The sequence below is a fragment of the Facklamia sp. P12945 genome, assembly GCF_050409485.1.
GTDB lineage: Bacteria > Bacillota > Bacilli > Lactobacillales > Aerococcaceae > Facklamia.
Window position 1 is genome coordinate 37,227 of record NZ_JBNUPJ010000013.1, and the last position, 22,284, is coordinate 59,510.

General features: G+C 36.4%; 17 protein-coding genes, 1 pseudogene, 1 riboswitch and 1 other annotated feature. Of the genes and pseudogenes, 13 read left to right on the forward strand and 5 right to left on the reverse strand.

The annotated features are described in order from the left end of the window. Positions 1–120: 120 nt before the first annotated feature. Both ACQV2X_RS05630 and ACQV2X_RS05635 read right to left on the reverse strand, forming a co-directional pair. On the reverse strand, positions 121–327 hold the full coding sequence (locus ACQV2X_RS05630) for a hypothetical protein (RefSeq protein ID WP_428894328.1): 207 nt from the start codon (positions 325–327) through the stop codon (positions 121–123). Between the two features lie 140 nt (positions 328–467). Then, complete coding sequence (locus ACQV2X_RS05635; protein WP_428893507.1) at positions 468–611, reverse strand: hypothetical protein; 144 nt, start codon at positions 609–611, stop codon at positions 468–470. Positions 612–842: 231 nt separating this feature from the next. Beyond that, a riboswitch (SMK box riboswitch) is annotated at positions 843–935 on the forward strand. Here ACQV2X_RS05635 and metK point away from each other — a divergent pair. From metK to ACQV2X_RS05655, 4 genes are all read left to right on the forward strand, one after another. Beyond that, positions 933–2,123, forward strand: coding sequence for a methionine adenosyltransferase (gene metK / locus ACQV2X_RS05640; RefSeq protein ID WP_428874329.1), 1,191 nt, complete (start codon positions 933–935; stop codon positions 2,121–2,123). Its footprint overlaps the riboswitch before it by 3 nt. A gap of 83 nt (positions 2,124–2,206) precedes the next feature. Next, on the forward strand, positions 2,207–2,332 hold the full coding sequence (locus ACQV2X_RS05645) for an NADH peroxidase (RefSeq protein ID WP_428874331.1): 126 nt from the start codon (positions 2,207–2,209) through the stop codon (positions 2,330–2,332). Positions 2,333–2,368: 36 nt separating this feature from the next. After that, on the forward strand, positions 2,369–3,565 hold the full coding sequence (locus ACQV2X_RS05650) for an FAD-dependent oxidoreductase (RefSeq protein WP_428874333.1): 1,197 nt from the start codon (positions 2,369–2,371) through the stop codon (positions 3,563–3,565). A 165-nt stretch (positions 3,566–3,730) separates the two neighbouring features. After that, entirely contained in the window at positions 3,731–4,903 is a 1,173-nt protein-coding gene (locus tag ACQV2X_RS05655) for a MalY/PatB family protein (RefSeq protein WP_428875401.1), read from the forward strand. A 69-nt stretch (positions 4,904–4,972) separates the two neighbouring features. On the opposite strand, the gene ACQV2X_RS05660 is transcribed toward ACQV2X_RS05655, so the two are convergent. After that, entirely contained in the window at positions 4,973–5,542 is a 570-nt protein-coding gene (locus ACQV2X_RS05660) for a tRNA (mnm(5)s(2)U34)-methyltransferase (protein ID WP_428885326.1), read from the reverse strand. Continuing rightward, positions 5,542–5,952 (reverse strand): hypothetical protein, encoded by a 411-nt coding sequence (locus ACQV2X_RS05665; protein WP_428874336.1) that lies wholly within the window; start codon positions 5,950–5,952, stop codon positions 5,542–5,544. The genes ACQV2X_RS05660 and ACQV2X_RS05665 overlap by 1 nt, the downstream gene beginning before the upstream one ends. A gap of 213 nt (positions 5,953–6,165) precedes the next feature. Between ACQV2X_RS05665 and ACQV2X_RS05670 the strand changes: the two genes are divergently transcribed. The 9 genes from ACQV2X_RS05670 (at position 6,166) to pheT (ending at position 21,672) form a co-directional block, all read left to right on the forward strand. Continuing rightward, complete coding sequence (locus ACQV2X_RS05670; protein ID WP_428885328.1) at positions 6,166–7,875, forward strand: LysM peptidoglycan-binding domain-containing protein; 1,710 nt, start codon at positions 6,166–6,168, stop codon at positions 7,873–7,875. After that, positions 7,874–8,087 (forward strand) — a binding site (T-box leader). (Overlaps the previous gene by 2 nt.) 67 nt (positions 8,088–8,154) lie before the next feature. Further along, positions 8,155–10,575: a leucine--tRNA ligase gene (gene leuS, locus ACQV2X_RS05675; protein ID WP_428874339.1), complete on the forward strand. Its 2,421-nt coding sequence runs from the start codon at positions 8,155–8,157 to the stop codon at positions 10,573–10,575. Between the two features lie 78 nt (positions 10,576–10,653). After that, on the forward strand, positions 10,654–14,016 hold the full coding sequence (locus ACQV2X_RS05680) for a polysaccharide biosynthesis C-terminal domain-containing protein (RefSeq protein WP_428894329.1): 3,363 nt from the start codon (positions 10,654–10,656) through the stop codon (positions 14,014–14,016). Then, on the forward strand, positions 14,013–14,738 hold the full coding sequence (locus tag ACQV2X_RS05685) for a pseudouridine synthase (protein WP_428874341.1): 726 nt from the start codon (positions 14,013–14,015) through the stop codon (positions 14,736–14,738). The genes ACQV2X_RS05680 and ACQV2X_RS05685 overlap by 4 nt, the downstream gene beginning before the upstream one ends. A gap of 172 nt (positions 14,739–14,910) precedes the next feature. Continuing rightward, positions 14,911–16,329, forward strand: coding sequence for a dipeptidase PepV (gene pepV, locus ACQV2X_RS05690; RefSeq protein WP_428875413.1), 1,419 nt, complete (start codon positions 14,911–14,913; stop codon positions 16,327–16,329). Positions 16,330–16,430: 101 nt separating this feature from the next. Continuing rightward, the gene (locus tag ACQV2X_RS05695) at positions 16,431–17,216 is read left to right on the forward strand and encodes a TrmH family RNA methyltransferase (RefSeq protein ID WP_428874343.1); all 786 of its coding nucleotides are present in this window, start codon (positions 16,431–16,433) and stop codon (positions 17,214–17,216) included. 99 nt (positions 17,217–17,315) lie between these two features. After that, entirely contained in the window at positions 17,316–17,825 is a 510-nt protein-coding gene (locus ACQV2X_RS05700) for a phosphohydrolase (protein ID WP_428892885.1), read from the forward strand. Between the two features lie 353 nt (positions 17,826–18,178). Continuing rightward, complete coding sequence (gene pheS / locus ACQV2X_RS05705) at positions 18,179–19,246, forward strand: phenylalanine--tRNA ligase subunit alpha (RefSeq protein WP_428893501.1); 1,068 nt, start codon at positions 18,179–18,181, stop codon at positions 19,244–19,246. Continuing rightward, on the forward strand, positions 19,246–21,672 hold the full coding sequence (gene pheT / locus ACQV2X_RS05710) for a phenylalanine--tRNA ligase subunit beta (protein WP_428894330.1): 2,427 nt from the start codon (positions 19,246–19,248) through the stop codon (positions 21,670–21,672). Before pheS ends, pheT begins: the two co-directional genes overlap by 1 nt. A gap of 148 nt (positions 21,673–21,820) precedes the next feature. Here pheT and ACQV2X_RS05715 read toward each other — a convergent pair. Continuing rightward, a pseudogene (locus tag ACQV2X_RS05715) lies at positions 21,821–22,284 on the reverse strand (transposase); the annotation flags it as partial.

Consider the following 22,284-nt stretch of genomic DNA (forward strand, 5'->3'; position numbering starts at 1 on the left):
GTGGTGGGGTTATTTTTGTTGTTTAATATAAACAGTTACTTCATCCAGCTTTTAATTGTCTTATAAACATTATATATAAACAAAGCTTTCCAAAACAAATCGATTAAATTAAAGTTATTATTATTTTTCATTTTTTCCCTCCTGAAATTCATCCCAAAATCTACATAGCTTCGCTGCAATACTTATTCTCATATTGTCTATCTTACTATCATAAAGCCGATAATTGTCTAATGCTTGAGTAGAGATACCTGTGGATTTACTAATTTGGTAGCTAGTGATATCACTTTCTAACAGTTTTTTAATTTTATTCGTATCAATGATCATCATTATTACCCCTTCTGTTAAATAAAGAGAAAACAAAGATGCAACATAGAGCTACAAATATTACTTCTATTGTCATTAAATTCAATGTTGGATATAATAAGGATAGGTAGGGGAGGGCTAGCTCCCCCTATATCCTTAGCAACTTATCTATATCGTCTTGGTCGGCGTTTAGAAGGTTGCTTTTCTTTTTGTTTTAGTACTTCAATCAGCTTTGCAATACTTCCGATTAAAGCACCTAAGCCACCTGTTAAAACCCCTATGGCTTTTAACAATTCATTATCCAACATTTTTCACCTCTCTTTCTGAATTTATTATACAGTTTAAATTGTATAAAGTCAATACTTTTTACAATAAAAGTTGTAATTATTTTAAAAATTTTATGAGATAAAAAGGGGCAAAAAAGGGGCAAAAAGTATATAGTAGTGTATATTTTTGTATGTTTTTAAGCGAAAGAGAACTTAAATAAAGCTTGATATAAACGCATGTTTACTTGTGTATGTTTTGAATGATATAATTTACAACGTTACAACCAAAAGTTCCCGATAGGGTTCACGATTCATCGATTGTGAATTTGCCTTGTAACCAATATAAAAAATGGGGGAAGATAAATGAAAGCTTTAGAGAAAAGATTATTTACATCAGAGTCAGTTACAGAGGGACATCCAGACAAGATTGCAGATCAAATTTCTGATTCAATTTTGGATGCCATCTTGAAACAGGATCCGATGGCCAGAGTAGCCTGTGAAACAGCTGTTAACACTGGCTTAGTTATGGTGTTAGGAGAAGTTACTACGAGTGCCTATGTGGATATTCAAAAAATTGTTAGACAGAAGGTTGATGAAATTGGTTATAATCGTGGCAAATTTGGTTTCGACGCCGAAAACTTAGCCATTATTGTTTCTTTAGATGAACAATCAGCTGATATAGCTATGGGGGTTGATTCAGCTATTGAAACAAGAGAAAACCAAGAAAATGTACAAGAAATAGGAGCGGGTGACCAGGGATTGATGTTTGGTTATGCTTGTGATGAGACGCCAGAATTGATGCCTTTACCGATTTCTTTGGCGCACAAATTAACACGTAGACTGACTGAAGTAAGAAAATCTGGACAGTTGGACTATTTAAGACCGGACGGTAAGGCTCAGGTAACTGTAGAATACGACGAACAAGATCAACCCGTTAGATTAGAGGCAATAGTCGTTTCAACTCAGCATAGCGAGGAAGTGTCATTAGAAGAGCTTAGAGGAGCTATTTTAGACCTTGTTATTAAACCAACTATTCCAAACGAATTATTGGATGAAGAAACTAAGATTTATATTAACCCCACAGGACGTTTCATTATAGGCGGTCCAAAAGGAGATGCAGGCCTCACCGGACGCAAAATTATAGTGGATACATATGGAGGGTATGCTCGTCATGGAGGAGGCGCATTTTCAGGAAAGGACGCAACCAAAGTGGACCGATCAGCCTCCTATGCTGCACGCTATATTGCTAAGAATATAGTGGCTGCAGGAATTGCAAAAAAAATAGAAATTCAAATTGCTTATGCGATTGGAGTGGCTCAACCAGTATCTGTTAGTGTGAATACCTTTGAAAGCTCCGATCATTCAGATGCTGAAATTGTTCGGGCCATTCGTCAGGTTTTTAAACTTACACCTAAGGGAATTATTGATATGTTGGATTTGAGGAAGCCAGTTTTCGCCAAAACAGCAGCCTATGGCCATTTTGGCAGAGAAGAAGTTGGATTCACTTGGGAACGTACAGATAAGGTTGAAGAACTAAAGTCTTTACTAATGTAAGCTATTAGGTTGTACTTATCTATTATTTTTAGTAATATATGCTTAGTTAGAATAATTATAAATAACAATTCGGAGGGATTAGAATGAAGTATGTTGTAGTTGGAACATCACACTTTGGTTATGAGTCGGTTCAGACTTTATTAAAGCGTGACCCAGACGCTGAAATTCATTTATTTGAGGCGGGAGAAGAGTCATCCTTTATGGGGTGAGGTTCTCAATCATACCTGGAAGGTATATCTAAAGAGTTGTCAGAGTTACATTTTGCCAATAACGCCTCCTATAGTGAACAAGGTATTATCATGCATCCTGCCAGCCAAGTAATAGGAGTCAACCCAGAAGAAAAAACAGTAACGGTTAAGACAGAAGAAGGAGAGCATCAAGAGTCTTATGATAAGTTACTATTGAGTCCAGGTGGGTTTGCACCACTTCCTCAGTTTGAAGGATATGATTTAGAAAATGTTCACACTTTTAGAGGACCAGAAGATACGCAAGTAGTATACGATCGTATGAAAGAAACTAACCACTTAGTAGTGATTGGTTCTGGTTATATCGGAGTGGAAGTGGCAACGGCATATGCAGAAGCGGGTATAGATGTTACAGTTATTGATATGGAAGATCGTATTTTGCCTGCTTATTTAGATGAGAACATTTCAAAATTACTAGAAGCGCACGGTGCTGATAAAGGCTTACACTTTAAGGGTGGAGAAGCTGTTAAAAAACTATTAGGAGAAGGCAATAAAGTCAAAGCTGTTGTGACCGATAAGGGTGAATATCCTGCTGATACAGTTGTAGTAGCTGTAGGTGTTAAGCCAGCAACTGACTGGTTGAAAGGCACTCTTGAAATGGATGATCATGGCTTTATTCAAACAAACGAATACCTAGAAACATCCGCAAAAGACGTATACGCTGGTGGAGATGCAACTTATATTCCTTTTGCACCAACGGCTGATAAGACAAATATTGGTCTTGCTACCTTAGCGAGAAGACAAGGAATCGTAGCCGCTCTTAACGCCTCAGGAACTCAATTCAAGATGCCTAGTGTATCTGGAACTTCTGCCTTGAGATATTTTGACTATACGATTGCTTCAACTGGCTTATCAATGGTCAATAAAGATTTATATGAAGGTAAAGTAGCTTGGAAATATGTAGAAGAAAAAGTTTATCCTGATTTCATGCGTAAACCAGGCACTGTTCATATGATGATTTTCTATGATGAAGATAGCCATATCATTTTAGGTGGACAGCTAGTTTCTAAATTTGATGTAGCCGATTCAATTAATGTGCTTTCAACAGTCATTAATGCCAAATATACGCTTGAGCAACTAGCGTTGTTAGACTTCTTCTTCCAACCTAACTATGACCGTCCATGGCATTATTTAAATGTCTTAGCGATTGAAGCCTTAGGTAATACTGTTGGGGGAGCAGATAAATTACTGTTCTAATAATCATTAAAAAAACTAGTCCATGCTAAAATGGGCTAGTTTTTATTTTAAATTAAATTTCTTTAATATTTCTCTTATAATTTAAGAAGCCGTTGAAGAAAGCGTTTAATTTGTGTAAGATAGGAGTACAGAGATTGAAATTTAGTATATCTAGGAGGCAATCATATGGCTTATGATTTTAAAACGTGTGTCGATCGCACACAGCAAGGTTCTAAAAAATGGTTATTAATGAGAGAGTCTAATAAGAATATTCCTGAGGGGATCGCTCCGCTTTCAGTAGCAGATTTAGACTTCCCAATGGCACCCGGTATCATTGAAGGCTTAAAAAAAGATTTGGACGAACTTGTCTTAGGCTACACCGTACCGAATCAAGCCTATTATGAAGCCGTTAAGAAATGGATGAAAGACCAGCACCAATGGGATGTTAAAGAAGAGTGGATGGTTACCGCACCTGGAGTTGTTCCAGCAATTAATGTTTTCGTTAATGCTTTTACACAAAAAGGCGATGGTATCATTATTTTAGAGCCTGTTTATGGACCTTTTACGGCAGCTATTGAAAATAATGAGCGTAAGAAGATTAATGTTGAGTTAATTAATAATGAAGGATACTATACCATAGATTTTGAAGCATTAGAAGCAGCAGCAAAAGAGGCTAAAGCAATGATTTTCTGTAGCCCTCACAATCCAGTCGGGCGTGTATGGAAGAAAGAAGAACTGGAAAAAGTTGCTAAAATTTGTAAGGAAAATGACCTATATCTATTTTCAGACGAAATTCATTTTGATCTAGCCCATAAAAATTTCAAACATAATGTCTTTGCTAATTTATCTGACGATATTGCACAGCGTGTAGTCGTGGCCACTGCGCCTTCTAAAACGTTTAACTTAGCGGGTTTACAGACATCAAATATCTTCATCGTGAATCCTGAATGGCGTCAACGATATATCGAAACAGCTGAAAAAATGAATTTGCTTTCTGTTCCAGTCTTAGGTCTTTATGCCTGTAAACATGCCTATAATGATTGTTTAGATTGGAAAGAAGCATTAGTAGAATTAATCGAAGAAAATTATCAAATGGCAAAAGCGATGATTGAAGATCAGCTGCCTGAAATTGTAGTAACACCAATGGAGGCTTCCTATTTATTATGGTTGGATTTAACTCCATTAAATATGGAATGTGAGGAAATTATTAAGCTGTTAGAAGCACATCATGTTTATATCAATAATGGTGTGATGTTTGGCTCTTGTGGTGAAGGTTTTATTCGTATTCATTTAGCCCTACCTAAGGAAATAGTCAAAGAGAGTATCGAACGGTTTATTGAAGCCATTAAGAGCAGATAGATTATAAGCTTAAATTGAAATTAAACTAATAAAGATAAAACAAAGAAGCAGTCATTCATGATTGCTTCTTTATTTCTTTTCGATAGTAATTAAAAGAGGAGGGTGATTCCTTTGATTTAAAAAATCAAGAATAGAGATTGTAAACTGATCTTGCGACCATAGCGTTAATTGTTTTATTAATTCTTCTTTTTCAATCGCTCCCTCTTTATGTCCTGAATAAACAACAATAAATATTTTCCCTTTTGAAACTAAGCGCTGAGCAATTTGATTGAGTGCTTGTAAGGTTGTGGAAGCTTTAGTAGTGATTTGATGGCTGGCTCCAGGTAAATAGCCTAAATTAAAAATAGCTCCATGAACTTTAGCTAAGGTTGAAAAACTGAGAACTTGATCAAAATGCTGGTGTCCATTGTTAAAAAGTTGGAAAGAATCGGATGAAAAGATTTTTAGCTTTTGTTGAGCTATTTCCAGTGCTTGAACTTGAATATCGAAAGCAAAAAGTTTTCCAGAAAAAGCCGGGTGGCTTAATATAAAAAAACTGTCATTTCCTTTTCCGAGAGTAGCGTCAATATAATTTCCAGCAGGGAATCTTTCAATTAATTTTCCTAAAGCATCATGACTAGACTGTAAGGCATTCTTCATTATTCCACTCTTTCTAATAAAAGTTGACTGCCATCTGAGGAAGTGAGTATGGTAGTCGTACCCTTAAACTTTATTTCATATTGCTTTGCTTGGTGCGCTGATTGAATAAGATTTAAATAGTTTCCTTCTAAATAATAACGCGCTGTAAAATTTAACTCCTCTTTTTTATCAATCAGCAAATCCCTTGTTTCTTGTAGAGATAAATCCAACTCTTGTTCGGCTTGTTCTAGGAAATTATCTTCATTCAGTTGAAAGTGAACAAGCTCATCTTGAAAATCTACTTGATAAATAAGTGAATCATTTAAAGTAACTTGCCAACAGTGATTTTCAAGTTTTTTTTCATTTAAGAAAGAACATCCTGACAGAAGAACAAATGAAAGGATGAGTATATGTTTTAAATAGGACTTCAAAAAAATCGCTCCTCTATATTGTGGCCATTTATTCATACTATACTCGCTAATGTATTCAATTAAAAGTAGTCAAACCAATATTGATATATTTCATTTATGTTACTTATGTTAAAAATCCAATAAAAGTAACGATAAAGGAACATTTTTTATTAGAGATGGCATATAATACAGTATGTATCCGTATGGAAATTTATTTAATTTGGAGGCTGAAGGATGATTCAACAGCGAAATCGGAGAATGCGTCAGCAAGAAAAAATCCAAAGACGCAAACTATTTAAGAAAATTTTCACCAATATTAATGTTGGTGTAATGTTACTGTCAACAAGTGTGTTAACACAAGTTCAATCTGAAAATGCCATTGTTCATGCTCAGAAATCTCAAAAGAAATTCTCTCCACAAGAATTTATCAATAGTATCGGGCAATCTGCGAAAGAAATTGCTGCTAAAAATGATTTATATGCTTCTGTTATGATAGCCCAAGCAGCGTTAGAGTCCGGCTGGGGAAGTTCAACACTTGCTCAAGCACCTAACTATAATCTGTTTGGAGTCAAGGCAGGAAAAAAGGATAAAAAAGTGGAAATGGATACTCTAGAAGATGATGGGACAGGATCTTATTATCAAATTAAAGATAACTTTAGAAAGTATGATTCTTATGCTGATTCATTATTGGATTATGCTAGAGTATTAACTGGTGAAGGATCTGCTTGGAGAAAAAGCTATTATCAAGGAGCTTTAAAATCCAATACAACTTCGTATCAAGAGGCAACAGAACATTTAACTGGACGTTATGCAACAGATACACGCTATGGCGGAAAATTAAACCAAATAATTAGCCAATATCAATTGGATCAATTTGATGGCCCCAATCAGTCCACTACAATTAAACCTACTACATCACCAGAAACAAGCATTGTAGACGAAACTGTTTCAAGTGAAATCGTTTCAACCAATGGAAGCTATAAAGTCCAGCCGGGTGACGGATTTTATAAAATAGCCAAGAAATTAGGCGTAAATGTTGATGACTTAATAAAAGTTAATGGAATGACGATTCAATCAGTTATCCATCCCAATCAAGTTTTAAGGATACCTGGTCAAACTCAAGTTACTAGTCAAGTAAATAAATTATCTATCAGCAAGCCTTCTGCAAGCAAGCCGGTTGAAAATACGAATGAACCTGTTGATAAGAACACTGTAAGCTCAACAACTAAAGGGCTTTACACTATTAAAGCGGGCGATTCTTTATATGCTATTGCGAAAAAGCATGGTGTGCGTATTAACGACTTATTATTAGCTAACGGCATTCACTTAAATACTGTTATCCATCCCAATCAAAAATTGATAATTCCTGGAAGCAATATGGGTGAAGCGTCTTCTCATCTTGTTAATAAAAAGCCAGTATCTACGCCAAAAGAAAATCTAGTAGTTACAGATAAAACTCAAGAAATTAAACAAAATACAAGTGGGGATTATATAGTAAAAGCAGGTGACTCTTTATGGGCCATTGCAAATCGCCATGGAATAACATTAGCTAACTTATTAGAAGCAAATAATCTACAAGTTAACAGTCTAATTATTCCAGGCCAAAAATTAAATATTTCCACTAAAACTTCATCAAGTCAAGCCCTAGCTCGTCAAGCAACGAAGTTAGAAACTAAAGTAGAAGTTATTAAGCAAGATGACGTTTCAATCGAATCTTCAGTAACTGTTTCTACTCCATTAAAGTCTGAAACGGTTAACTTAAGTCAAACAATTAATGAAGAATCAAATGAAAGCACTAATGAAGTAGTTTCAACGGGTTCTTATGTTGTAAAGGCTAATGATACTTTATATGCGATTGCACGTCGTAATGGCTTAGATGTTAATGATCTGATTGAAAAAAATGGTGGAACAACCATTTATATCGGACAAATTATTAATTTTTAAAAATTTAAAAATGTAGGACCTAGTAAATTGTGGATCATCTAAAGAGAACTTACATTTGGTGAAAGTAAGTGTTGAAAAGCTTTTGAACTCTTCCTTTTAATGCTCGAGCTAAGCGTAAAGTGTTAACTTGAGACGTTTGCTGCGTTAAAGCATAGAGCATTAGCTCTCAGCTAATGAAATAATAGGTGGTACCGCGCGATTGCGCCCTATGAAGTTGTCTTTGAGATGATTTCATAGGGCTTTTTTGTATAAAAGATTAGATAATTGGAGGAAAAGAATATGACATATCAGCATCGAGTAATTGAGAAAAAGTGGCAAGATTATTGGGATAAAAATGAAACTTTTAAAACTAAGGATAGAGCAGACCGAGAAAAATATTATGTATTAGACATGTTTCCATACCCTTCAGGTCAAGGACTACACGTAGGTCATCCAGAAGGTTACACTGCTACTGATATTATGGCCAGAATGAAAAGAGCACAAGGTTATGATGTTCTTCATCCAATGGGGTGGGATGCTTTTGGTTTACCAGCTGAACAATATGCCTTAGATACTGGTAACGATCCAGCAGATTTTACAGCAAAAAACATCGCCAACTTTAAACGTCAAATCAAATCTCTAGGCTTCTCTTATGACTGGGAGCGAGAATTTGCTACTACCGATCCATCCTATTACAAATGGACTCAATGGATTTTTACCAAACTTTATGAAAAAGGATTGGCTTATCAAGCGGATGTTACCGTTAATTGGTGTGAAGCTTTAGGAACAGTATTAGCTAACGAAGAAATTGTAGATGGTGTGTCAGAACGTGGCGGTTACCCTGTAGTCCGTCGTCCAATGAAGCAATGGGTATTAAAAATTACAGCCTATGCCCAGCGTTTACTTGATGATTTAGAAGATTTGGATTGGCCGGATTCAGTTAAAGAGATGCAACGCAATTGGATAGGCCGCTCTGAGGGAGCTTTAATTGATTTTGAAGTAAAAGATAGTCCTTCAATCATTACAACTTATACTACCCGTCCAGACACTTTGTTTGGTTTGTCTTATATCGTTTTAGCACCAGAGCACGAGCTCGTTAAAGACTTAACGAGTCCAGAACAAAAGACAGAAATAGAAAGCTATATTGCTGCTGCTTCGATTAAAACGGATTTAGACCGTACTGAACTTGCTAAAGATAAAACGGGTGTATTCACTGGCTCATACGCCATCCATCCTGTAACAGCTAAAGAGATACCTATTTGGATTGCAGACTATGTATTGGCTTCTTATGGAACAGGTGCGGTCATGGCGGTCCCAGCTCATGATCAAAGAGACTATGAGTTCTCACAAAAATATGATTTACCAAGATATGAAGTGATTAAATCCGAAGAAGGAATTCAAAATGAGGCATATGTAGAAGATGGAATGCATATTAATTCTGAATTTTTAGATGGTTTGAACATAGAAGCAGCCAATCAAAAAATGATTGAGTGGTTAGAAGCTAATGCTAAAGGACAAAGAAAAGTTAACTTCCGCTTAAGAGACTGGGTCTTCTCTAGACAAAGATATTGGGGAGAGCCTATTCCAGTTATACATTGGGAAGATGGTACAAGCACAGCGATTGCTGAAGAAGAACTACCTTTACTTTTACCTAAGACAGACCGCATTAAACCTTCTGGAACAGGCGAATCTCCATTAGCCAATGTTAAAGATTGGCTGGAAGTTGAAGATCCCAAAACAGGCATGAAGGGCCGAAGAGAAACAAATACTATGCCACAATGGGCAGGTTCTTCCTGGTATTTTTTACGTTACATGGATCCAAATAATACTGAAGCGATTGCTTCTGAAAAGGCATTAAACAAATGGCAAAATGTCGATCTCTATATAGGTGGAGCGGAACATGCTGTTTTACATCTTCTTTATGCCCGTTTTTGGCATAAGTTTCTTTATGATTTGGGGGTCGTTCCTACTAAAGAACCTTTCCAAAAACTCTACAATCAAGGAATGATTTTGGGTGAAAACAATGAAAAAATGTCTAAATCGAAGGGAAATGTGGTTAATCCAGACGATGTAGTTAATGAATATGGCGCAGATACATTGAGAGTATATGAAATGTTCATGGGCCCCTTAGACGCATCGATCGCTTGGTCAGAAAATGGCTTGGAAGGTTCAAGACGTTTCTTGGATCGCGTATGGCGTTTATTTATTGAGGAAACGACGGGTCAAATAAGTTCAGCTATTCAAGAGTCTGAAGATGATCAATTGACTAAGATTTACCATCAAACAGTCAAAAAAGTGACAGAAGATTTTGAGCAGTTACATTTTAATACAGCTATTTCTCAACTAATGATTTTCTTAAATGAAGCTAGAAGCGTCGATGTATTGCCTAAGAAATATGCCAAAGGCTTTGTTCAGTTGTTAGCTCCAATTGCACCGCACTTAATGGAAGAGTTGTGGCAAAAATTAGGGCACTCTGAATCATTATCAGAAGCAAGCTGGCCAGAATATGATGAGTCACTCATTAAAGATGAAGTTGTTGAAATTGTCATCCAAATTAACGGTAAAGTTAAAGCAAAACTCGATATAGCTTTGGATTTAGAAAAAGAGGCTATGGAAGAGTTAGCTCTTGCAGAAGCAAGCATAAAAAAAGAGTTGGATGGTAAAACAGTTCGTAAAATCATTGCTATTCCTAACCGTTTGGTTAACATAGTGGCTAACTAGTTAAAGTGCTAAGAAATCGTTCTTGATATAGATACATGTTATATTAGAGACGAAATATCAATAAAAGGGGTGTAGTAAGTGTCTGATAATCAATTTGATGATAAAAATCAGGGATTTAAAAATGATTACGACCGTTTTGATACACTAGAATTTACAGAAGAAGATCTCGAAAAACTGAGACATCCTAATCCTCGGCCAATGGATTCAGATTATTTTGACCGAGAGATAAAAGCTGATCCTAATACAAATCAACCGATCGAAAATTTAGTAGATCATCAATTGACAGAAAATGAAAAAGAGTCAGCCATTAACAATCAACCTACTGAAGAACAAGCAGGAGAATTACTTGAGCAATTTGAAGATAATTCAGAGGAAGTAATTGAAGCCGAGGAAGAAATCGCAGACAATCAAATTGAAGTTAGTTCTCTAAGTTCAATTGAGGATACTGATAAAGAAAGGGAATTCTCACAGTCAACTCAAAAAGTTGAAATTATGAAAGATCCAGCTAATCATCTTAAGGAAACACTGGAATTAGAAATAGAACCAGATCTTTTTACTCGTCATGATTTTGAAAAACAAGATGGTCATGGAAATGAAAATGAGAACCCCTTCCAGTATCGATCGATTGAGGAAAGCCTAAGAAAAGAGCATCGAAATAAGCGGGCTGCTAATGTTAGACCTGGATTCTTTCAAAGAGTTTTCCAGATAGTTTTTTCAACGCGTGATGAATTTGAACCCCTTACTTCTGAAGAACGAGAAGATGAAGAAGTTGTGCATGAGTCTCTCAACATCAATACTTTTGAAGTTGAATCCTATGATTCAGACGAAGCATTGATTGATAATTCTTTAGCGAGAGAGGAAGCAGTTAGTCTAGAACAAGAGTCTCTTAACGAATTGGACGTAATTAATAATAGCCATCCAGCTGAAGATATTGAGGATAATAGTCAAGCTGAAACTGAAAGTCTCTCTCAAACTCCTAATTCAAGTTTAAAGAGTAGTTCAAATTCTCTTGAGGAAGCATTGACTGATGGGGAATCGGCAGAAAGTTCACAAGCTGAAAATATAGACGAAGGGAGGGAAGATAAGGAGTTTGAGTCACAATCTTTATCGCAAGAAAAGACTCAAGATAGTAACAATCGTCAATCTCAAGAAGAGCAGAATTCTTCCTCTGTCGAACCTACTTTTTCTAAAGTCAATTTCAATTCCAAGACCAATGAAAGTTCTTCTGATGAAAAAGATTTAGAATCGCAAAAGTCATCGCAAACTCAAATGTATAATGATGAAGAAATAGAAGCTTTAGCATGGGACATCTTGCCTGAAGATCATTATAAACAAGAGCAAATAACTCCTAAAAAAGGATCTAATTTATTAGATAAGGTTAAAGTCAATTCACGCAATGCCTGGGCTAAAATTGCAGCTAATTCTACAAAGCTGTTAGAGAAAACCAAGCAGTCAACCAGTCAAATGCTACAAACGGTTCAAAATCATGATGATAAAGACAGTGAAGTTGAAGGAGAAAAAGAGACACCAACTGAAAAACAAGCGCCTTTAGATGCGATTCTTGAACAGGAATCGTCTGATGAAAATGAACAAGCTGCAATCATTAATAATGATGACCAAGAGTCAATAAATGAAGAAGAAAAACCCAAGGATAGGGATAATTTATCTGAAGAAGAGTCCATTGCAGAAGAAATTTCGCAAAAAACTTCTTATTACGAAGCGCCAATTTTAACGGATGTCCTTCTTGAAGACACCTTAGATGCTAATCTTTTTGAAGCAGAAAAAGCTCAGCAAGAACTGAGTGAACAAGGCCATTCTGAAGATAAATCTAAATTTGTTGCTGGTGCTGCTTGGTTGTCAATGGGACAAATACTATCCCGAATTATTGGGGCTTTATATATTATTCCATGGGCAGCTTGGCTAGGGGCAGAATATTCTCAAGCAAACTCTCTTTATGCTGTTGGATATAATCCATACGTATTTTTCTTATCAATTGCAGTAGCTGGTTTTCCTGCGGCGGTTGCTAAGCAGATAGCCTTTTACAGCACTAAGAAAGAATTTAAAGTGGTCGACAAGCTCTTTAAATATTCACTGGGAATTATGGCCTTCTCAGGTATCTTAATTGCTGCAATCTTTTATTTAATCGCACCTGTATTAGTAGCTAATTCACCAACAGATAACCAAGAAGCGGCAATCATTGTCGTTCGTTCATTAGCACCGGCTCTCTTGATTTTACCTACTTTAAGCCTATTTAAAGGATATTTCCAAGGTTATAGTCAAATGATACCGCTAGCCCTTTCTGAGGTTCTGGAACAAATTATGCGAGTTCTTTATATCTTAGGTGCTACTTACCTGATTATGATGGTTTACGAGGGATCGATTACAGACGCGGTTGCTCATTCAACTTTTGCAGCCTTTGTTGGAGCCTTAATTGCCTTGCTCTTCTTGGTTGGTGCTTATATTATTCATAATCGAAAAATGAAAAGTATTAAAGAGACATCCTTAAATAAGATGGATATCGATTTCATGGATAGCCTAAAAATTATGCTACGTGATTCGATTCCTTTCATCTTGCTTGGCTCAGGTATAATTTTTGCACAAAATATTGATACCTATACCTTTAAACAAATCCTTGTTCGTACCAGTGTGTTATTAAATTCAGAAATTGCTGAATTATTTGGAGCGATGAGCTTAGATGTTAATAAATTAGTGATGATTATTGTTTCATTTGCTGTAGCTATTGCGGCTTCATCAATCCCAGCTGTTTCAAGTAAGTACGCTGAAGGAAATATTAATAAAACCAGTGAATTAATCAAAAATATTGTTCTTTTATTCACCTTTATCATGCTGCCAGCCTCAATCGGAATGGCGATTATAGCTGACAATGTCTATCCTTTCTTCTATCCAGCAGGTATTTCTGCAGGACCGGGTTTATTAACGACAGGATCATTTACAGCTATTGTATTAGGAGCATATACTGTTTTTGCAACCATTCTTCAATCAATGGATTATCGTCGGTTTGCAATCACTTATTTACTGGTAGGTTTAGCAATTAAGCTTGTTCTACAATTTCCAATGGTAGCGTTATTCCAAGCTCACGGTGCTTTACTGGCGACCTTCTTTGGCTTTGCTGTGGCTGCTGTTTTAATGTGGATGAAGATTTGGCGTGTAATCAAAATTCGTGATCGTTATTTTGTAGGTGATATTGTGCGCATTGTGATTGCGACAACCATTATGGCAATTGGTACTTACGGTTGGAATCGTTTAATCAATCTGATGATGGATCCAGTAGGACGAGGCTTAACTTTAGTTCAAATCATTATAGTCGTTTTGATTGCCATTCTTATCTATAGTGGCACTATGGCCCTATTCGGTATGTTGCCGATTATTATCGGTGATTACCGTGCGGATTTACAAAAGAAATTGAGTATCCACCGATGAGATTAGATAAATTATTAAGTCATATGAATTTCGGCTCTAGAAAAGAAGTCAAGTCTTTAATTTCAACAGGAAGTGTTCGAGTCAATGGTGAACAAATTATAAAAGCAAACTTTCAAGTAGACGAAAACAAGGACTTGATAGAAGTAGATGGACAACAAATTATTTACCACAAGTTCATCTATTGGCTCTTGAATAAACCGCAAGGCGTTATCTCTGCCACTGAAGACGGACACCATGATACGGTTATCGATTGTCTACATCCGGATGATTATCGTTTTGATCTCTTTCCGGTAGGGAGACTAGATATTGACACCACTGGTCTCTTATTAATTACCAATAATGGTCAAATGGCTCATCAGTTAACTTCTCCAAAAAAACAAGTTTATAAAACCTATCAAGCTTTAATTGAAGGAAATGTTACGAAAGAAACGGTAGCAGCGTTTAAAGCAGGCTTGGATTTAGGAGAATTTATAAGTAAACCCGCTCAATTATGGATTGATGAAGTAGATTTTGAAAAGAGTCTATCTAAAATTCGCGTTTCCATTAGTGAGGGTAAATTTCACCAAGTAAAAAGAATGTTTCAAGCTTGTCAGATGGAAGTTCTTCAACTTCACCGTTTATCAATGGGACCTCTCCAGCTTGAAGATGACTTAGCTCTTGGAGATTATCGTCAATTAACTCAAGCTGAAATAGAAGCTCTAAAGCCATTGGGTTATGAATAGTAAAAAGGCTATTCTCAGAGAAAAAGTCTTATTTAAAAAAAGACTTAAATTTAAAGTAGAGATATAGGGTTGGATAAATTTATATGATATAATGGGAACGGATTCATTTGATGGCAATAGTTTATTAAAGTCAGAATGATTTTGAAATTCTATATTTTATGGAGGTAGAAAGATGGAAAATTTAGACAATATTAATTGGTTAGATGAAGTCACTAAACGTCAAGAAGACTTATTAGAAGATCTTTTTCGGATGATTCGCATTCGTTCAGTTCGTGAAGATGATTTAGCAACAGCAGAGGCTCCTGTTGGACCTGGACCTAAAAAAGCTTTAGAAGAATTCTTAAAAATGGCCCAAGAAGATGGTTTTGAAACGAAGCAATTTGGGCCTTTGGTGGGCCGTGTTGAAATTGGAGAAGGCGATCAAACCTTAGGTATTTTAGGTCACCTGGATGTTGTTCCTGAAGGAACTGGTTGGGACACTGACCCTTATGAGCCAGTAATCAAAGATGGACGCATTTATGCGCGTGGTTCTTCTGATGATAAAGGACCAACAATTGGTGCTTACTTTGCCATTAAATTATTACGTGAATTAGGCGCAGAGTTTAATCAAAAGATTCATCTGATTGTTGGAACAGATGAAGAATCTGGCTGGATGTGTATGGATCATTATGCTAAAGTCGAAAAAATGCCAGACTATGGTTTTTCACCAGATGCGCAATTCCCGATTATCAACGGTGAAAAAGGAAATGTTTCTGCTCAATTTAAATTTGATGCTAAGCAAACAGTGGAAGCTAATCATAAATTGCTTGATTTCCATGCAGGTCTTCGTGCAAATATGGTTCCTCAAGAAGCTTATGCGAGTGTAAAAACTGATCAAGCAGACCAAATAAAAGCTGATTTCCAAGCCTTTTTAGAAGATCAACCTGTATCAGGTAAAGTTTCCCAAGCGTCTGGTCAATTACGTTTTGAACTAACAGGTAAGGCGGCTCACGGATCTACTCCAGAAAAAGGCCATAATGCGGGAACTTACTTAGCTGCTTTCTTAAGTAAGTATACATTTGATAAAAAAGAAGCCAATGACTTCTTAACTCTAGTAGGCGATAAGTTACACCTTGATTTTGAAGGTGAAAAAATCGGTGTCGCTATAGTCGATGATATTATGGGAGCCTTGTCTATGAATATTGGTATTATCAATTTTGATGATGCTGAAGGTGGATTAGTAGATGCTAACTTTAGATACCCTAAAGGAACCGACAAAGATCAAATTCAATCAGCTATTATCAAAAATGTTGCTAACTTAGCAGTGAAAGTGGAAATGAATGGTAATAAAGACCCTCATTATCTTTCACCAGAAGATCCAATGGTTAAAACTTTACTGGATGTATATGCTAAACAAACTGGCAATGAAGTTTATGAAAAAACAATTGGTGGAGGAACTTATGGCCGCTTAATGGAGCGTGGAGTTTCATTTGGTGTCTTATTCCCAGATTCAATTGATACTATGCATCAAGCCAATGAGTTCCTTGCGATGGATGACTTATTAAGAGCAACTGCTATTTATGCAGAATCTATCTATCGCTTAACACGCTAATTGACCATTTAAGCAAACTTTCTAGCCAATTTGCTAGAAAGTTTGCTTTTTTTTATATATTCAAGTAACCTTCAATTCATGAAGAAAAAAGGTGAAATATTATGGAAATTATTCAATCAAAGCAAAATCAAAGAATAAAAGACTACCGCAAATTGCATTTAGCTAAGAATCGCAAAAAGACAGAAACTTATTTAATCGAGGGTGAACATCTTATTGAAGAAGCCATCACTTATCAAGCAGCCATTGAAGTAGTTTTAATGACGCCAAGTTATCATGAAAATCATATACAGACTATTGAACAAATCAAACAAGCTCAAATCGAAGTATTGATTTTAAGTGAAGAAGTGATGAAGACAGTCGCACTCACTCAACATACCCAAGGAGTGATGGCTGTCATTAAGAAAAAAGAAAGTAATTTAGCTAAAGAAAATATAAATGGTAGCCACTATCTTTTATGTGACGGGGTACAAGACCCGGGCAATTTAGGAACCATGATTCGAACCGCTGATGCAGCAGGTTTTGATGGTGTATTCTTAGCTGAAGGTTGTGTAGACCTCTACAATGATAAAGTCATAAGAGCGAGTCAAGGATCTTTATGGCACTTGCCTATCTATGAAGCTTCAAACGCTCAAATATTTAAAGCCATTCAAGCGAGTGAACTTCCTCTTTATTGTACAGCCGTCAATCAAGAAGCTGAAGATTATCGTAAATTAATCGCTAACCACTGTGTCTTGGTTTTGGGCAATGAAGGGCAAGGTGTTGGGCCTTTTTGGATGGAAAAAGCAGATAAATCAGTCTTTATACCTATGCCAGGAAAAGCAGAATCCCTTAATGTATCTATAGCAGCAGGTATTTTAATGTTTGCCTGGAAACAATGGTCGAATTAGTTAATAAATATTAGCTTTATTAAACTTTTACATAGAATTTACATAAATTTCATATTTGCGGAGTATACTAGAGTTAGATTAAAGAAGGGACGTGGATAAATGGCAATAGCTTGGCAAGATAACCAAGAATATGTGGCAATTGTTAAAGATTTGCTGGAGAATGAAAAAGTTCAATCTCTAGAAAAATTTGTCCATCATAAATATACCAATCGTTTAGCACATTCTATTTCAGTGTCTTATCGTTCATACCTTTGGGCTAAACGTTTTAAGCTCGATGCGATCGCTACAGCCAGAGCAGCCCTTCTGCACGATTTGTTTTTCTACGATTCTTGCTCAAAGGATTGCGTAGGCGGAAAAGGCCATAATTATGAGCATCCACGTATCGCTTTAAAGAATGCATTAGAAATCACTGATTTATCAGACAAAGAAAAAGATATAATTTTAAAACATATGTGTGGCGCTACTTTAGATATCCCACGCTATGGCGAGTCATTAATTGTGACTTTAATGGATAAGCAATCAGCTGTATGCGAATTAGTAGAAGGTTTAAAAAGGTGGCTAAAAGCCTCTCTATATAAGAAAGAGCAGACCATTGGATTTAGCGAATAGTGAGGGTGAAATGACTTTTCACTAAAGAGCAAGATTGACGAAAAACTATTTACAGGCTATACTTGATAAAGATAACTAAAGACTATGATTAGGACCTAATTGAAAGGTACATAAACAGGGAAATTTGTCACCGACTGAGAGCAGATGATGTCACTTTTCAATTATTTTCATCCTAGGAGTCGATCCTTAAATAGTTTGAAACTAGAAAAAGATACCTTCATTGGGGTTAACAATGATTTGAGTGCTTGAAATTTTTCAAGAATAAGGGTGGTACCACGGTAGCGCGTCCCTTTTAGGGACGGGCTATTTTTGTTGGATGGAATATTAAAGTGCTAATTGCTAGGAGGATTATGATGAATGATAAATTACAAGTCATTAAAGAACAAGTCGATGGTTTAGTTGCAAAGGCAATTGAAGAAATCAAGCAAGCGGAATCAAGTAAAATGATTCAGGATATTCGCGTGAAATATACCGGTAAAAAAGGTGAATTGACGCAAATTTCAAAACAAATGAAAGATTTAGAAAAAGATGAAAAGCCGATTTTAGGTCAGCTAATTAATCAATTCCATCAATCGTTTAATGACCATATTGAGAAAAAACAAGAGCAAGTAAAGCAGAAAGAATTAGCTGCTCAACTGGCTAGTGAAACAATCGATATTAGCTTGCCTGGAAGACGGCAGAACTTTGGTAGTCGCCACTTATTAACTCAAACGCGTGAAGAATTAGAAGATCTTTTCTTAGGGATGGGTTATCAAATTATTGAAGGACCAGAAGTAGAGTTAGACTTTTATAACTTTGAAAAAATGAATTTGCCTAAAAATCATCCTGCTCGGGATATGCAAGATACCTTTTATATCTCTGAAGAAGTTTTATTAAGAACACACACTTCGCCTGTGCAAGCTCGGACAATGGAAAAGCATGACTTTGAAAAAGATGGCCCTTTAAAGATGGTTTCACCCGGGAAGGTTTTTAGAAGAGATAATGATGATGCGACTCATTCTCATCAGTTTCATCAAATGGAAGGCTTAGTAGTTGCTGAAAAGATTACTATGGCAGATCTTAAAGGAACGCTCTTACAATTTGCTAAAGCCTTCTTTGGCGAAGAACGTGAGATTCGATTAAGACCTTCCTTCTTCTCATTCACAGAGCCTTCTGTTGAAGTGGATGTGTCCTGTTTCAAATGTGGAGGGCAAGGTTGTGGTATTTGTAAAGGTACCGGATGGATTGAAGTCTTAGGAGCAGGACTCGTTCATCCAAATGTACTAGAAATGTCAGGCATTGATTCAAATAAATATAGCGGCTTTGCATTTGGTGTGGGAATTGACCGTGTAGCCATGTTAAAGCATAACGTTGATGACATCCGTCATTTTTACCAAAATGATTTACGCTTCTTGACACAATTCAAAGGAGGTCAAAACTAATGTATGTTTCATATAATTGGTTAAATGAATTATTAGATTTAAATAAAATGCCTGCCGAGGAATTAGCAGAGAAAATGTCTCGAACGGGTATTGAAATTGAAGGAGTCGAAAATCTGGCCGATTCTATTCAAGGTCCTCTAGTAGTTGGATTAGTTGAAGAATTAGAGGACCATCCTGATTCCGATCATTTAAAAATTGCTCAAGTCAATGTAGCAGATTACGGCAAAAAGCAAATCGTATGTGGTGCATCTAATGTTAAGCAAGGTGCTAAAGTAATCACTGCTTTAGAAGGCTGTATTTTACCTGGAGATTTAAGAATCAAAGAGTCAAAACTTAGAGGTCAAGTTTCTCAAGGAATGCTATGTTCATTACAAGAGTTGGGATTTGCTGATAAGGTGGTACCGAAGGAATTTGTGGATGGCATATATCTTTTAGCAGAGGATGCTCCAATCGGTCAAAATATCGTTGAATACATGGAGCTTGATGATCCGATTTTAGAATTATCCATTACACCTAATCGTGCAGATGCTTTATCGATGCGTGGAGTAGCTCACGAGGTGGGAGCGATTGTTTCTCAGACTCCACATTTTGAAGCTTTAAAAATCAGTGAAAGTCAATTAGTTTCAATTGATGAATTACAAAATTTAGAATTGGATATGACAGAACATGATTTAAGTAGTCACTATCAGTTAAGAGTGTTGAAAAGCATTCAAGTAAAGCCAAGCCCGATTCAAATGCAAAGCCGTTTGATGAAAGCTAATATTCGTCCTATTAATAACCTAGTGGATGTGACCAATTACTATTTGATGCTATATGGTCAACCTATGCATGCTTTTGATTTGGATCAATTACCAGGCAAAAAGATTGGTGTGCGCTATGCCAAAGAAAATGAAAAGCTTACGACTTTAGACGAAATCGAAAGAAATCTAACAGAAAAAGATATAGTGATTACTTCTGACGATCAACCAATTGCTCTAGCAGGTGTCATGGGTGGGCTAGATAGCCATGTAACCGAAAAGACGCAAAATGTCTTATTAGAAACAGCTGTTTTTAACCCTCAGGCCATTCGTTCAACTTCTCGACGTCTTGGCTTAAGATCAGAATCATCTGCCCGCTTTGAAAAAGGAATTAATCCAGCAACTCTTTCAGAAGCAGGGGACCAAGCTGCTATTTTGATGGCGCAATTAACACAGGGTAAAATCGAAAAGGGAGTCTTAGAAGTAAAAGCCGATGATGTGCATGATCAAGTGGTAGAACTGCCTATGCAAATGATTGAAGAAAAATTAGGCATTCAAGTGAATCAATCGCAGCTTCAAGCCATTTTTGACCGCTTAGGTTTTGAAGTCGCTTTTGAAAATGACCAGATAAGAGTATCGATTCCCCCACGTCGTTGGGATATTACTATTCCAGCTGATATTTTAGAAGAAGTGGCTCGTATTTATGGCTATGATCAAATTCCTGTTACTCTACCTGCGGTTCCTAATCGTCCCGCCCAATTAGATAGCCGACAAAAATTAAAAAGAGCAACACGCTCTTTAGCTGAAGGGTTAGGCTTAAATGAAACAGTGTCTTATGTTCTAATCTCACCTGAGTTTGCAAAATTAAATGCAAATAAAGATCGCTATGTTTCATTACTTTTACCAATGTCTGAGGAAAGATCACTCTTAAGACAATCAATGTTACCGTCTTTCTTGGAGATTGCTCGTTACAATAAAGCCCGTCACAATAAGCCCATAGCTTTCTATGAAATGGGCAAAGTTTTCTTAGCGACTGAAAGGAACCGTCAACCTGAAGAAAAAGAAATGCTTAGCTTCTTTGTTTCTGGTGAAAAGAGTCCATCCAATTGGGAAAGTGCAAGTCAAAATTATGATTTTTACGATCTCAAAGGTATCGTTGAACAAATTATGGACCAATTACGTTTAGGAAATCATTTATCATTTGAACGTATGGAAAATTTAGACTTTATGCATCCAGGACAAACAGCCAATATCTTATTAGACGGTCAAAAAATTGGTTTTATTGGGCAATTACATCCCCAATTATCGCAAGAGTTTGACTTAGATAAGGAGACTTTCTTTGCGGAGTTAGATTTTGAGGCTTTAGTAGGATTTAACAGAGACTTATTGCTACAGACCCCTTTAGCAAAATATCCATCAACTTCTCGTGATATCGCTCTTTTAGTAGATCGATCAACCAGTCACCAAAGCTTGGTAGATTTAATCTATGAAAATGCTGGAGATAATTTGAAAAATGTCGAATTATTCGACCGATATACTGGCGAGAATATAGCAGCAGATAAACAATCTTTAGCTTATCACTTAACTTTCCAAAATCCAGATAAAACTTTAAAAGATGAAGAAGTGACAAAGGCAATGGATCAAGTGATTAAAGCTTTAGAAAAGGCAGAGAATGTAGAAATTCGTTAACATAAAAAATCACTACGCTAAAGATAGCGTAGTGATTCAGACTGAAGACAAACCCTTCTTTGAGGATGACTCATACAGGGTTTGTCTTTGTTTCTGCCCAAATTTCCTTAATAAATAAAAAAACGAAGCCTTTCTAGCTCCTCATCTCCAATATGTTTGCCAATTTCTTCATGTTCAAGCAGGCAAAAGTAAGCCCTGCTTTGAATTCCATCAAGGCTTTCCCGATTAAGTGGGTATATCGAAAGCCATGGTGCTCCTTGGCAGTGCCAAATAATCTTTCTACTGATTCCTTTCGTTCTCTGTAAAGTTCCCGCATGCCATCTGAATGCCTTATATCTTCGCATGTTTCAAGGGCTTCTTGCCAAACGTGACGCGTAATGACTCGTTTACTTTTTTCTTGTCCGAATGCTTTATACTCGCGATAGCCTTTGCGATTCGTCGTTGTGTAACGATACACGATGTTATTCTCATCTAAATAACAGTCATAGTATTCGTCATAGACAATCTCTCGATTCTCTGGTTTGCGTCTTGGGCGCGTATAAGGAAACACCGGTGTGATTTCTTGTTTTAATAGGAATTGGGCGATTGTGGGTGTTTTATACCCAGCATCCG